General features: G+C 62.3%; 8 protein-coding genes. All 8 read left to right on the top strand.

The annotated features are described in order from the left end of the window. The 8 genes from MUN81_RS20235 to MUN81_RS20200 all read left to right on the top strand — a co-directional run bounded on the left by MUN81_RS20235 (nt 1) and on the right by MUN81_RS20200 (nt 15,157). Nucleotides 1-2,364 (top strand): glycosyl hydrolase family 28 protein, encoded by a 2,364-nt coding sequence (locus MUN81_RS20235; RefSeq protein ID WP_245113814.1) that lies wholly within the window; start codon nt 1-3, stop codon nt 2,362-2,364. Nucleotides 2,365-2,531: 167 nt separating this feature from the next. Further along, entirely contained in the window at nt 2,532-4,460 is a 1,929-nt protein-coding gene (locus MUN81_RS20230; RefSeq protein WP_245113813.1) for a glycoside hydrolase family 88 protein, read from the top strand. Between the two features lie 254 nt (nt 4,461-4,714). Continuing rightward, a complete protein-coding gene (locus MUN81_RS20225) occupies nt 4,715-6,406 on the top strand; it encodes a sodium/sugar symporter (protein ID WP_245113812.1) in 1,692 nt (563 codons plus the stop codon). Nucleotides 6,407-6,731: 325 nt separating this feature from the next. Beyond that, nucleotides 6,732-7,688: a pectinesterase family protein gene (locus MUN81_RS20220; protein ID WP_245113811.1), complete on the top strand. Its 957-nt coding sequence runs from the start codon at nt 6,732-6,734 to the stop codon at nt 7,686-7,688. A 501-nt stretch (nt 7,689-8,189) separates the two neighbouring features. Beyond that, the gene (locus MUN81_RS20215) at nt 8,190-8,960 is read left to right on the top strand and encodes an SDR family oxidoreductase (protein ID WP_245113810.1); all 771 of its coding nucleotides are present in this window, start codon (nt 8,190-8,192) and stop codon (nt 8,958-8,960) included. A 111-nt stretch (nt 8,961-9,071) separates the two neighbouring features. Continuing rightward, nucleotides 9,072-9,902, top strand: coding sequence for a 5-dehydro-4-deoxy-D-glucuronate isomerase (gene kduI, locus MUN81_RS20210; protein WP_245113809.1), 831 nt, complete (start codon nt 9,072-9,074; stop codon nt 9,900-9,902). Between the two features lie 38 nt (nt 9,903-9,940). Beyond that, on the top strand, nt 9,941-13,228 hold the full coding sequence (locus MUN81_RS20205) for a TonB-dependent receptor (RefSeq protein WP_245113808.1): 3,288 nt from the start codon (nt 9,941-9,943) through the stop codon (nt 13,226-13,228). Between the two features lie 27 nt (nt 13,229-13,255). After that, nucleotides 13,256-15,157 carry a RagB/SusD family nutrient uptake outer membrane protein gene (locus MUN81_RS20200; protein WP_245113807.1) on the top strand — a complete coding sequence of 634 codons (1,902 nt, stop codon included), beginning with the start codon at nt 13,256-13,258 and terminating at the stop codon, nt 15,155-15,157. Nucleotides 15,158-15,180: the final 23 nt, after the last annotated feature.

Genomic DNA, 15,180 nt, shown 5'->3' with positions numbered 1-15,180 from the left:
ATGAAAGCAACTCTGACGGTGCTGCTGGCCGGCCTGGCCACCAGCCTCACGGTAGGCTTCCGGCCCGCGGCCGCACCCCAAACGCAGATTTTCCTGGTCGGCGACTCCACCATGTCCGACAAGCCCGACCTGGCCAAGCCCGAGCGCGGCTGGGGCATGGAGTTTGGCCAGTATTTCGACCACCAGGTGGTTATCCGCAACACGGCCGTGAACGGGCGCAGCACCAAAAGCTTCTACCGCGAAGGCCGCTGGGCCAAGGTGCTCGAAGGACTGAAGCCCGGCGACTGGGTGTTCATCCAGTTCGGCCACAACGACTCGAAGGTGGACGACAGCGTGCGCTCGGCCCCGGCCCAAACCACGTACCGCCAGTTCCTCACCCGTTTCGTGCAGGAAGCCAAAGCCAAAGGCGCCAACCCCGTGCTGCTCACGCCCGTGGGCCGGCGCTACTTCGACGACGCCGGCAAGCGCAAGGACGACCACGGCGAATACCCCGCTGTGGTGCGCGAGGTGGCCAAAGCCCAGAAAGTGCCGCTGATTGACTTGCACGAGAAAAGCTGGGCCATGTACTCGGCCATGGGCGAGCAGGGCACGCGGCCGCTGTTCTGGAGCTACCAGAACGGCTACTACCAGCCCAACCCCGTGCCGCCGGCCAAAAACGACAACACCCACTTTTCGGAATACGGCGCCACCCGCGTGGCCCAGCTGGTGGCCCAGGACGTGCAGGCCCAGCACCTGGGGCTGGCCAGCCACCTCAGCCACACGCCGTTCGAAGGCAAGCTGGCCGCCGACCTGCCGGTGGTGCTGGAGCCGGTGTTCAAAAAGGACACCTTCAACCTGACCAAGTACGGCGCCGTCGCCGACGGCCAGACGCTGAATACCGAGGCCTTTCGCAAAGCCATCGAAGCCTGCGCCGCCAACGGCGGCACCGTGCTGGTGCCCCGCGGCCTGTGGCTGACGGGGCCCATCACCCTGAAAAACAACGTGAACCTGCACCTGGCCACCGGCGCCCTGGTGCAGTTCACGGCCGACCGCAGCCAGTACCCGCTCATCAAAACCACCTGGGAAGGGGAGGACGCCATCCGGAGCCAGGCCCCGATTTCGGGCGTCGACCTGACCAACATTGCCATCACCGGCAGCGGCACTTTCGACGGGGCCGGCGACGCCTGGCGCCCCGTGAAAAAGAGCAAGCTCAACGAAACCCAGTGGCAGAAGCTGGTGGCCTCGGGCGGCGTGCTGAGCGAGAAGAAGGACATGTGGTACCCGTCGGCAGCGTCGATGAAGGGCAACCTGCTGGCCGCCGACGGCAAGGCCCGCAAGAGCCTGAACCCGGCCGACTTCGACGACGTGCGCGACTACCTGCGGCCCAACATGCTCAGCCTCACGCGCTGCAAGCAGATTTTGCTGCAGGGTTTCACCATTCAGAACTCGCCGGCCTGGACCATTCACCCGCTGCTGTGCGAAAACATCACCCTGCGCGGCGTGACGGCCAAGAACCCCTGGTACGGCCAGAACACCGACGCCCTGGACCTGGAATCGTGCCGCAACGGCGTGGTGGAAGGCTGCACCTTCGACGTGGGCGACGACGGCATCTGCATCAAATCGGGCCGCGACGAGCAGGGCCGCAAGCGCGGCGTGCCCACCGAAAACTTCATCATCCGCGACACGAAGGTGTACCACGCCCACGGCGGCTTCGTGATTGGCTCCGAGATGTCGGGCGGCGCCCGCAACCTGTATGTGAGCAACTGCACCTTCATGGGCACCGACGTGGGCCTGCGCTTCAAAACGGCCCGCGGCCGCGGCGGTGTGGTCGAGAACATTTTCGTGGACGGCGTGGACATGACCGACATTGCCGGCGAGGCCATCTTGTTCGACATGTACTACGCCGCTAAGGACCCCGTGCCCATGGCCGGCGAGAGCACTGCCCCGCCCGTCATTGCGGCCATGCCGCTGAACGAGGGCACCCCACAGTTCAAAACTTTCCGCATCAAAAACGTGACCTGCAAGGGCGCCACCACCGGCATCTTGGTGCGCGGCCTGCCCGAAATGAGCATCAAGGACATCAGCATCGAGAACGCCGTACTGGAATGCAAGAAGGGCCTCGTGTGCCAGGAGGCCGAGAACATCCGCCTGAAAAACGTGAGCCTGCTTTCAGCCGATACGGCCCCGGTGATGGAGGTGCAGAACAGCCGCAACCTAGCGCTGGATGGTATTCGTTACGCCAACGGCGCCGAGCTCCTGCTACGCGTGACCGGCGACCGCAGCAAAGACATCCGCCTTACCAACACCGACACCAAAAAGGCCAAGAAAGACGTGCAGCTCGGCGACAAGGTGGCGAAGAAAACCGTCATCACCGCCCAGCGCTAATTCTCTATATTCTTACCAAGAAAAACGTCATGCTCATCTGGCGTCCGCGCAGTCGAAGCATCTCTACCGCAACAGTAACTCAATGGTTAGTTTACTATTGCGGTAGAGATGCTTCGACTGCGCGGACGCCAGATGAGCATGACGTTCTGTTTCGTTTCGAAAATAATATGAAATTCAACTCCTCGTTTTTCCTGCCGCTGCTGGGACTGGCGCTGCTCAGCGAAACCGCCGGCGCCCAAACGGCTGGCACCAAGCCCTACTCGCAGCGCATGGCCGATGCCTTCATCGGCTGGCACCCGGATTCCATCGTCATCGGCAAAAACAAGTTTGCCCGCTGGGACTACGAGCAGGGCCTGATGATGCGCGCTTTGGAGCGCGTGTGGCAGCGCACCGGCGACGCCAAGTACTTCACCTACATTCAGAAGGACCTCGACCAGTTCGTGCAGAAGGACGGCAGCATCCGGACCTATAAGCAGGAGGACTACAACCTCGACAACATGACCACCGGCCACGCGCTGCTGCTGCTGGGCCAGGTATCGTTGCCGGGCAACGACAAGTACATCAAGGCCGCGCAGTACCTGCGCAAGCAGCTTGATGGCCAGCCGCGCACCAAAGAGGGCGGTTTCTGGCACAAAAAAATCTACACCAACCAGATGTGGCTCGACGGCCTGTACATGGCCGAGCCCTTCTACGCCGAGTACAGCCAGGTATTTAACCAGCCCGCTGGCTTCGACGACGTGGCCAAGCAGTTTGCGCTGATTGAGAAGCACCTCGTTGACGCCAAAACCGGCCTGCTCTACCACGGCTACGACGAAAGCAAGGAGCAGGCCTGGGCCAACAAAACCACCGGCCAGAGCCCCAACTTCTGGGACCGCGGCATCGGCTGGTACAGCATGGCCCTGGTCGACGTGCTCGATTATTTCCCCGCCAACCATCCGCAGCGCCCGGCCCTCGTCAAAGCCCTGCAGCGCCTGGCGCCCGCGCTGGCCAAGTACCAGGACCCCAAAACCGGCACCTGGAGCCTGGTGATGACGCAGGAAGGCCGCAAGGGCAACTACGCCGAGGCCTCGGGCAGCAGCATGTTTGTGTACGCATTGGCCAAGGGTGCCCGCAAAGGCTACCTCGATAAAAAGTACGCCGACGTGGCCCGCAAAGGCTATGAAGGCCTGCTGAAAACCTTCGTGGCCACCGAGGCCGATGGCGCCTTGGCTTTCAACGGCACGGTGAGCGTGGGCGGCCTGGGCGGCAAGCCCTACCGCGACGGCTCCTACGATTATTACCTGAGCGAGCCGCTGCGCAAAAACGACCTGAAGGGCGTCGGCCCCTTCATCCTGGCCAGCACCGAGATGGAAATTGCCGCCGAAGACAAGCTCGGTCAAGGCAAGACCGTGGGCCTGGACTACTACTTCAACCACGAGATGCGCAAAAGCCCCGTGACGGGCGAGCAGGAGCAGTGGCATTATACCTGGGAAGAGCGCCAGCACGGCGGCTTCTGGCTGTGGGGTAATCAGTTCCGCGAACTGGGCGCCAAAACGGTGGCCGTGCCCGCGGCCCCCACGGCCGCCAGCCTCAAGCCGTTGAGCGTCTACATCATCGTCGACCCGGACTCGCGCAAGGAGTCGCCCAAGCCCAACTACGTGCAGCCCGCCGACGGCAAGGTGATTACCGAATGGGTGAAGGGCGGCGGCACCCTCGTGCTGCTGGCCAACGACACGGCCAACTGCGAAATCAAGCACTTCAATGAGCTGGCCAAAAACTTCGGCGTGCAGTTCACCGACCAGAGCGTGAACATGGTGCAGGGCAGCCAGTTCGAGCAGGGCAAAGTCGAGTTGACTTCGGGCAAAGCCGTGTTTAAAAACGCTGGCACGGCTTACGTGAAGGAGCTGTCGGTGCTGTCGGTGGCCGCGCCGGCTCAGCCGCTGGTTACCAACAACGGCAAGGTCATCATGGCCACGGCCCGGGTAGGCAAGGGCAAGGTGTTCCTGCTCGGCGACCCGTGGCTGTACAACGAGTACGTGGACGGCCGCAAGATTCCGGCTTCGTTCCAGAACTTCCAGGCGGGCAAGGATTTGGCCACTTGGCTACTGGGCAAGTAAGGCCCGCAGGTAGACTGCAAGCAAAACCGGCCGGGAGATTCCCGGCCGGTTTTGTTTTAAGGCCTGGGTAAGCGAGGACTCACTGGGTTGCCCACCTATCGGCATCGGTTTCGAGAACGATTACGGAAGTAAAACCAAGATTTTCCTTTCAGAAGCCGTTTTTTTAGCGCAACATTACCTTTCCATAGCTTCGGCAGCCTTGCGCCCGCAGGCGCTGGGGTGAGCACCGCCTTAATTTCTTCCCGCTTTTTTCAATGAACAAGCACGCCCTCGATACGATTGACTACATCGTATTTTTCGTCTACTTCCTCATCGTGTCCGGCTACGGCATCTGGGTGTATCGTCGCAAAACCGGCCACGACGGCACCCTGGAGGGCGACTCCAAAGACTATTTCCTCGCCGAAGGCTCGCTCACGTGGTGGGCCATCGGCTCCTCGCTCATCGCCTCCAACATCTCGGCCGAGCAGTTTGTGGGCATGTCGGGCTCAGGCTTCAAGATGGGCCTGGCCATTGCCACCTACGAATGGATGGCGGCCATCACGCTGGTCATCGTGGCCGTGTTCTTCATTCCGGTTTACTTGAAGAACCACATTTTCACCATGCCGCAGTTCCTCAACCAGCGGTACAACGGCACGGTGGCCATGATTATGGCCATTTTCTGGCTGGCGCTCTACGTGGTGGTCAACCTGACGTCCATTCTCTATCTCGGTGCCATTGCCATCAGCAGCATCGCCGACCTCAACCTCACCTTCTGCCTGTATGCGCTGGCTGCGTTTGCCGTCATCATTACGCTGGGCGGCATGAAGGTGATTGGCTTTACGGACGTAATTCAGGTGTTCTTCCTCATCCTGGGCGGCCTGGCCACCACCTACCTGGCCATGAACATGGTGGCCGAGCACTACGGCAGCTCCGGCGTCATCAACGGCTTCAACCTGATGACGCAAAATGCCTCCGACCACTTCCAGATGATTTTCAAGAAGGACAACCCCAACTTCATCGACCTGCCCGGCCTCACGGTGCTGCTCGGCGGCATGTGGATTGTGAACCTCAACTACTGGGGCTGCAACCAGTACATCACCCAGCGCGCGCTGGGCGCCGACCTGCCCACGGCCCGCGGCGGCATCCTGTTCGCGGCCTTCCTCAAGTTGCTGATGCCCGTGATTGTGGTGCTGCCCGGCATTGCCGCCTACGTGCTCTACAAGCAGGACGTGTTCGGCGCCGCCGAGTTCGGCGCCGGTGCCGACCTGAACCCCGACCGCGCCTACCCGGTGCTGCTCAACATCTTGCCGGTGGGCCTCAAGGGCCTGTCCTTCGCCGCTCTCACGGCCGCCGTGGTGGCCTCGCTGGCCGGCAAAGCCAACTCCATTGCCACCATCTTCACGCTCGACGTTTACAAGAAGGTCATCAACCCCGAAGCGTCGGAAAAGACGCTGGTGAACGTGGGCAAAATCACCGTGGTGGTGGCCATGATTCTGGGCGTGCTGATTGCGCCGCACCTGGGCATCGACAAGAAAGGTGGTTTTCAGTACATTCAGGAGTACACCGGCTTCGTGTCGCCGGGCATTTTCGCCATGTTCATCCTGGGCTTCTTCTGGAAGCGCACCACCTCCACGGCGGCGCTGTTTGCCACCGTGGGCGGCTTCCTGCTGTCGGTGATGTTCAAGTTCCTACCCAACTACGTGAGCCTGAAGTTACTGGCGCCGCTGGGCTTTGCGGTGCCTAACGCCGAAGGCGTGTACGAAATCCCGTTCCTTGACCGCATGGGCTTCGTGTTCGTCATCTGCGTGGTAATGATGGTGCTCATCAGTCTATTCGAAACCAGCCGCGGCGTAAAAACCAATGGCCTGGAAGTGGACCGCAGCATGTTCAAAACCACCCCCGGCTTTGCCATCGGCGCCATGGCCATTGTGGCCATCCTCACTGTGCTCTACACCGTTTACTGGTAGGGCCGTAGCGGGTATCGGAAGGTTTTCCCGGAGTGGCCCGTTGGCAGTTGCCAGCGGGCCACTCGTGTGTCGAGGGCAGACGGCCAAGGCGAGAATCCAAATACCTGGGTGGCGCAGCCCACGGAAGCTATTGCGAAAGGACGGATAGAAAGGGAAGGTAGAAGCGGGATTGATGGCGAAAAAATTGGTTTATTTTGTAGTCGAATGGTCAAATAAGGTGTTTGGGCGATTATTAATTTGGACTGGTCGAAAATATCGTTCTAAATTCGCATTGCTTGCAGCGGCCACATGCTCGCGGCGCCTTTTCCCTACCCACCCACCGCTCATGTCTAAAATTCTACTCTTTCTGTTGCTGCTGACCGGCTTCAGCGGCTTCGCCCAAACCAAAACCGTGGTGGTGGCGCAAGACGGCTCCGGCAACTTCCGCACCGTGCAGGCCGCCCTCGATGCGGTGCCGCTCAACAACAAAACGCCCATCATTATTTTCATCCGCAAGGGCATCTATAAGGAAAAGCTGAACCTTGCCAAGAAGCAAAACTTTGTGAAGCTGATGGGGGAAGACCTCAACACCACCATCCTCACCTTCGACGACTACAACGGCCGCACCCCCGCCAACGGTGAGCCCCTGGGCACCTCCGAGGCGTCCACGTTCCGGGCATTTGGCAACGACTTCTCGGCCGAAAACATCACCTTCGAAAACACCGCCGGCACCGTGGGCCAGGGCCCGGCCATGTGGGTGTACGGCGACCGCGCCAAGTTCGTGAATTGCCGCTTCCTGGGCTTCCGCGACACGCTGTACGTGTACGGCTACGGCAGCCGCCAGTACTACAAGAACTGCTACATTGAGGGCACTACCGACTACATCCTGGGCTCGGCCACGGCCTATTTTGAGGAGTGCACGCTGTTTTGCAAAACGGGCGGCACGGTCATCATCGCCGCCTCCACCCCCGACAGCATCCGCTACGGCATCGTGCTGCAGCGCTGCAAGATTGGCGGCGAGGCTCCGCCCGATTCCTACTTCCTGGCCCGCCCCTGGAAACCCTTCGGCAAAACCGTACTCCTCAACTGCGAGCTGAGCAACATCATCAAGCCCAAAGGCTGGGACCACTGGGGCAAGGAAAGCAACAAGCAGGACGCCTTTTTTGCCGAATACAAGTCGACCGGCGATGGCGCGGCCCCCAAGGCCCGCATTCTGTGGAGCCGCCAGCTCACGCCCCAGCAGGCAGCCTTCTACACCCGCGAAGCTGTGTTGGGCAACTGGAACCCGCTGGCCGGCGAATAGCTGCCGTCCGTTATTTCAGGACAGGCCCCGTTGGTGCGCTCCGGCGCAGCAGCGGGGCCTGTTGCGTATGGCGCCCTGGGGCCGCAGTAGGTGAGTTGAGCCCATCAGGGGCTGTGCTACCCCCATCCCCAAGCTGATTTTAGCGCGGCAGAAGGACGGGGACGCTACCGGGAGCAGGCCGGCACAGCTGGTAAATCACGACATGGCTAAATACGCTAATAAAAGTTGGTTTTATTAATAAAGTGCAATTATTATTGATAAAGCGGCCTTGCGTTAGAATGGGGTGTGAGGATATGGTTTCGCGGCCTTACAGGCGTTTTTTGGCGGAATGTAGTGGCGTAATCCTGGTATGGCATCGTTCCCGGCAACGATTGCACAAAAATAGATTGTCCAACTCTTGCTTTTGGCGGGTCTGCCATGAAATATTTATGAAGCAAGACCGGCGCCAACCGCTTGGTGCCGCTGAATTCTTCTCTTTTTCTTCTCCGCATTGTCCCTTTTATGACTGCATTCTCTTCTGCGTTTAGCCTGGCTGGTAAGCGTGCCCTCGTCACGGGCTGCGACCGTGGTATCGGACAAGCCATTGCCCTCGGGCTGGCCGAAGCCGGCGCCGACATCATTGGCGTATCCATCCACATGCCCAAGGGCGGCGAAACGGAGCTGGCCGTGCAGGCCCTGGGCCGCGAATACAACGGCTATCAGGCCGATTTCGGCAAGCTGGAGGAGCTGCAGGGCTTCATCAAGCAGGTGCAGGCCGACTTTCCGGTCATCGACATTCTGTTCAACAACGCCGGCATCATCCGCCGCGCGCCGGCCGCCGAGCACTCCGACGAGGACTGGGACGCCGTGCTGAGCATCAACCTCGACGCGCCCTTCCGCCTGGCCCGCGCCATTGGCGGGCAGATGTTGCAGAACGGCTCGGGCAAAATCATCTTCACGGCCTCGCTGCTCACCTTTCAGGGCGGCATCAACGTGCCGAGCTACGCCGCCAGCAAGGGCGGCGTGGGCAGCCTGGTGAAGGCGCTGGCCAACGAGTGGGCCGGCCGCGGCGTGAACGTGAACGCCATTGCCCCCGGCTACGTGGCCACCGACAACACGGCCGCCCTGCGCCAGGACGAGGAGCGCAGCGCCGCCATTCTCGCGCGCATTCCGGCCGGCCGCTGGGCCCTGCCCACCGACTACGCCGGCCCGGCCGTGTTCCTGGCCTCGGCCGCCTCGGACTACGTGCACGGCACCATCCTCACCGTCGACGGCGGCTGGATGGGGCGGTAAGTGAAGGGTTGAGTTTTAAGGGCTGAGTTTTGAATCAAAAACCACCCCTGATTTCAGGAAAAAAAACCCGAACAACTCAACCCTCAACATTCAAAACTCAACCCTTACAACATGACCCAGCGCTTTGCCATCGGCCCCCGCGAAACGGCCACGCTCAACACGAGCGGCATTCGGGAGCATTTCCTGATTGAGAACATCTTCACGCCCGGCGAAATCGAACTGACCTACACGCACTACGACCGCATGGTGGTGGGCGGGGCCCAGCCCACCGGCGCGGCGCTCACGCTGCCCTGCCCGGAGTCGCTGAAAGCCAATTTCTTCCTGGAGCGCCGCGAGTTGGGCGCGCTGAACGTGGGCGGGGCCGGCACCGTGACGGTGGACGGCACGGTGTACGAGTTGAATAACCAGGACTGCCTCTACGTGGGCATGGGCTCGAAGGAAGTGGTTTTTGCCAGCGCGGACGCGGCCCAGCCGGCCAAGTTCTACCTGCTCTCGGCCCCGGCGCACGCGGTGCACCCCACCACGCGCCGCACGCAGGCCGAAGCCACGCCGGTGGAAATGGGCGCCCGGGAAACGGCCAACGAGCGCACCATCTACAAGTACATCTACCAAGAAGGCATCCCCAGCTGCCAGCTGGTGATGGGCCTGACCCAGCTCAAGGTGGGCTCGGTGTGGAACACGATGCCCAGCCACACCCACGACCGCCGCATGGAGGCCTACCTCTACTTCAACCTGCCCGCCGGCCAGCGCGTGCTGCACCTGCTGGGCGAGCCCACCGAAACGCGCCCGCTGTGGGTGAGCACCGAGCAGGCCATCCTCTCGCCGCCCTGGTCCATCCACACCGGCTGCGGCTCGAGCCACTACGCCTTCATCTGGGGCATGGCCGGCGAAAACCGCGAATACACCGACATGGACGCCGTGCCCCTCGAGGCCCTGCGCTAACAAGCTTTAAAAAAACTCCCACCCCAATTTTTTCACTCATGAAAAAACATTTTCTCCTGGTCTGGCTCCTGTTTTTCGGGAGCATCGGGCTGGCCATGGCCCAAAGCCGCCAAATACAGGGCGTCGTGAAGTCGGCGGAAGGCGAGGGCCTGCCGGGCGTGACTGTGCTCGTGGAGGGCACCACCAACGGCGCCTCGACGGGCGTCAACGGCGAATACAGCCTTTCGCTGCCCGCTGCCACGGCCGCCACGGCCAAGCTGCGCTTCAGCTTCGTGGGCTTCACGTCGAAAGAAGTAACCGTGGGCGACCAAACCACCATCAACGTGACGCTGGCTTCCGATAGCAAGCAGCTCGAAGACGTAGTGGTAATTGGTTACCAGGAGGTGCAGCGCCGCGACGTCACCGGCTCGGTATCGTCGGTGAGCGCGCAGCAAATCAAGGACGTGCCCGTGAACTCGGCCGCGGAAGCCCTGACCGGCCGCCTGGCCGGCGTGCAGCTGACCAGCGCCGAAGGCACCCCCGGCAACCTCAACGTGCAGGTGCGCGTGCGCGGCGGGGGCTCCATTACCCAAGACAACTCGCCGCTGTACGTGGTCGACGGCATTCAGATTGAAAACGCGCTGAGCGTGATTGCCCCGCAGGACATCGCCTCCGTCGACGTGCTGAAGGACGCTTCGGCCACGGCCATCTACGGCGCCCGCGGCGCCAACGGCGTTATCATCATCACCACCAAGAAAGGCACCGAAGGCCGCACGGTGGTGAGCTACAACGGCTTTGCAGGCGTGCGCCGCATTGCCAAGACGCTGGACGTGTTGCAGCCCCAGGATTACCTGAATTACGAGTACGAGCGTTCGCGCGTGATTGGCAACGTCTCGGGCGGCCTGCCCACGTTCAAGAGCCTGTACGGCAGCACCAACTTCAACAGCGACACGCTGCTGCGTGCCCGCAACGCCCCCTTTGTGAACTGGCAGAAAGAGGTATTTGGCCGCGACGCCTTCCAACAGACGCACAACGTGTCGGTGGCCGGCGGCGCCAAGGGCACCACCTACTCGCTCAGCCTCACCCGCAACGACGAGCAGGGCATTCAGCGCGGCTCGGACTACTCGCGCAACCTGCTCAACTTCCGCTTCGACACCAAGGCCAGCGACAAGTTCCGCATCGGCCTGAACGCCCGCTACAACGACCAGGGCACCATGGGCGCCGGCACCTCCACCACGGGCTCGAACACCACTTCGCGCCTGCGCAACGCCGTGCAGTACCAGCCGCTGTTGGTGCCCCGTCCCGACGGCTTCGTGCCCGACCCCGCCGTGTTCGACTCGGACGTGGCCGACTTCTCGGGCCTGGTGAACCCCATCGTGACCATCGACAACGAATACCGCAACGACAAGCGCCGCACCATCAACATCGGCGCCAACGCTTCTTATGAGATTGTGAAAGGCCTGACCTTCCGCACCACGGCCGGTTTCGACATCACCGACATCAACCTGGGCACGTTCAACGGCCGGTACTCGCCCACGCTGCGCTCGCCCTCGGGGGGCTACTCCAACCTGCCTTTCGCCACGCTCACCGTCACCAAGCAGGCCACGCTCAACAACTCGAACGTGCTGGACTACAGCTTCAAGAGCGGCAAGCACTCGGGCGGCGTGCTGCTGGGCGAAGAAATCTACCAGCAGCGGGCTGACCAGATTTACATCCAAACCAACTTCCTGCCGCTGGAAATCACCGCCGAGCGCGCGCTGGCCAACATCAACCAGGGCGTGATTCCGGCCGGCCAGACGGCCCAGCCCGTGCTGCCCCAGACGAGCATTCCGGCCGACTACCGCCAGCTTTCGGGCTTCGGTCGCCTGACTTACTCTTATGACGACAAGTACCTGTTCACGGGCACGTTCCGCGTCGATGGCTCGTCGAAATTCCCCCCCGGCAAGAAGCTGGGCTTCTTCCCCGGCGCTTCGGCCGCGTGGCGCATTTCGCGTGAGGAGTTCTTCAAGGAAATCCCCACCATCACGGACCTGAAGCTGCGCTTGAGCTACGGCCAGGCCGGCAACAACCGCATCAACGACTTCCTCTACAACCAGCTGTTCCAGGCCGGCAGCGCCCCTTATGCGCTGAACCACACCCTGGTGCTGGGCGCCGCGGCCACCGGCCTGGCCAACCCCAACCTCATCTGGGAATCGACCACGACCCGCAACATCGGCATCGACGTGGCCCTGCTCGACAACCGCGTGCAGTTCACGGCCGACGCCTATTACAACACCACCAGCGACCTGCTGCTGAACAAGCCGGTGCCGGCCTTCCTGGGCTACACCACGCAGCTCCAGAACGTGGGTTCGACTTCGAATAAGGGCCTCGAACTGCAGCTGACCGGCACCGTGATTCGCAACGAGAGCTTCACCTGGACGGCCACGGCCAACGCCTCGTTTAACCGCGGCCGCATCGAAAGCCTCGGCGGCGACCAGCAGCAAATCCTCGGCATCACCTCGGGCTGGGGCGGCACGGCCCTCACCCAGGACTACCTGGCCCGCGTGGGCCGGCCCGTGGGTGAGATGTACGGCTACGTGACCGACGGCTACCTGACTGCCAACGACTTCTCGGGCTACGTGCCCCCCACCACGAGCACCAGCAGCATCGCCACCTCCTGGACGCCCCGCACCGACATCAAATTTGTGGATAACCTGGGCCTCATCGGTGAAACCGCCTACCGCCCCGGCCTGCTGAAGCTGAAGGACCTGAACGGCGACGGCAAGATTGACGCCAACGACCAGACGGTGATTGGCAACGCCAACCCCAAAATGGTGGGCGGCCTGAACCAGCAGTTTACCTTCAAAGGTTTCGACGCCAGCGTGTTCCTGAACTTCGTGCTGGGCAACGACGTGTACAACGCCAACAAGATTGAGTTCACGTCGAACACCGCCAACACGGCCTTCAACAACGTGCTGGGCATCATGGGCAACCGCTACCGCATCATCGAGGCCGATGGTTCGCCCATCACCACCATTGCCCGCCTGAACGAAGTGAACCAGAACGCCAACATCTGGACGCCCACCCGCAACCTGGTGTTCCACTCCTGGGCCGTGGAAGACGGCTCGTTCCTGCGCGTGAACAACATCACCGTGGGCTACACCCTGCCCAAGGCACTGACCGGCCGCGCCAAGATTCAGAGCCTGCGCTTCTACCTCACGGCCAACAACGTGTACACCTTCACCAAATACACGGGCTACGACCCGGAGGTGAACACCCGCCGCGCCACCCCGCTCACGCCGGGCGTGGACTACGCCGCCTACCCCCGCAGCCGCGCCTTGCTCTTCGGCGTGAACCTGTCGCTTTAATTCCCACCCGTTTTTCGCCTCAACTATATGAAATCGTTTCATTCTTTTGGCCGGGTTGCGCTGGCCGCGGTGGTCCTGGCCGGTGCCGGCGGGCTGCTGTCTTCGTGCAAAGACTACCTCGAAGTGGAGCCCCTGGCGCTGAACACCACCGAGTACACGTTCAGCAGCGTGAGCGGTGCCACGGCGGCCGTCATCGGCGCCTACGACCCGCTGTCGGGCGACAACGGCTACGGCACGCGCATCAGCATGTACTACCCGCTGGATTCGGACGAGCTGATTGGCTCGGCCGGGGCCGCCGACGGCGCCCGCCGCAGCATAGCCCGCTACACGGCCCTGCCCAACAACACCGAAATCAACAACCCCTGGAACCAGCTGTACCAGGGCGTGGAGCGCTCGAACATCTGCATCGACCAGATTCCGAAGATGGCCCTCTACACCGGCGGCAGCGCCACCGACATTGCCGCCCTGAAGCGCCTGCACGGCGAAGCCCTCACGCTGCGCGCGCAGTACCTGTTTGAGCTGGTGCGCAACTGGGGCAACGTGCCCGTGCAGTTCACGCCGGCCGTGTCGGGCCAGGATTTCAACCTGCCCAACTCCAACAGCGCCGCCACGCTGAAGCAGCTCGTCGACGACCTGCTGGTGGCCGAAAACCTGCTGCCCTGGCGCTCGCAGGCCGGTGCGGCCAACGAGCGCATCACCAAGGGCGCCGCCAAGGCCCTGCGCGCCCGCATTGCCATGTATCGTGGCGGCTACTCGCTGCAGGGCAACCAGATGACGCGCCCCGCCGACTACCTCGACTATTACCGCATTGCCCGTCAGGAGTGCGCGGAACTGATGACGCCCACCGCGCGCCTGGAGCATAACCTGAACCCGAGCTTCTTGGAAGTGTTCAAGAGCATGAATGAGCTGCGCAACGAGAGCTCGAACGAAATCATGTTCCAGGTGGGCATGGGCACGGCCACGGGCGCTTCGGGCAGCAAGATTGGCTACTACAACGGCCCGCGCCTGCAAAACCCGTCCAGCATCTACGGCTCGACGCAGGGCGCCGTGACCATTGCGCCGCCCTACTTCTACGCCTTCGATTCGACCGACACGCGCCGCGACGTGACCATCACCACCTACGGCATTGCCAGCACCGGCACGTTCCAGATTGGCGTGGCCCTGAACTCGGCCACCGACGGCAAATGGCGCCGCGACTGGCACATCCCGCCCGTAACGGGCTCGGTGAACTACCTCGACTACAACTGGCCCATCATCCGCTTCGCCGACGTGCTGCTCATGTTTGCCGAGGCCGAGAACGAGCTCAACAGCGCCCCCACCCAGGCGGCCCAGGATGCCTTCATGGAAGTGCGCACCCGCGGCTTTGGCGGCAACCGCGCCCTGGCTGCTTCGACCCTGGCACAGGCTGGCTTTAGCCTGACCAGCAAGGCCAGCTTCTTCAACGCCATCGTGAACGAGCGCTACATCGAGTTCGGTGGCGAAGGCATCCGCAAGTACGACCTGCTGCGCTGGAACCTCTTCGAGACCAAAATGGCCGAAGTAAAGACCAACATCGAGAAGATGGCCCAGGGCCTGCCTCCCTACCAGAACGTGCCCCTGTACCAGTACTACCGCACGCCCACCGGCCCCTCGCTGGCGGTGCAGCCCATTCAGTGGGTGCGCTCGTTTTACCGGCCTTCGCCCACGCCCAACACGGCCCCGGCCGGCACCACCCGCGTGAACTGGCGCCAGGCCATTGACGCGAGCTACGTGGCCAACACCAAGCCCTCGGGCACGGTGTACACGCTGCCCGGCGCCACCACCAGCGTGACCAGCGTTGGCTCGGGCTTGGCAGCTGAATACGTGCCCGGCCGTGGCAAGGAGCTGCTGCCCATCCCGCAGGCTACCATCAGCGCCGACCCGGCCCTGAAGCAAAACTTCGGCTACTAATTAACCCCGGCGGCGGGCCCAGC

Origin of the sequence: Hymenobacter sp. 5317J-9, assembly GCF_022921075.1 — a bacterium.
Lineage (GTDB): Bacteria > Bacteroidota > Bacteroidia > Cytophagales > Hymenobacteraceae > Hymenobacter.
This window is presented reverse-complemented; position numbering and strand designations above follow the sequence as displayed.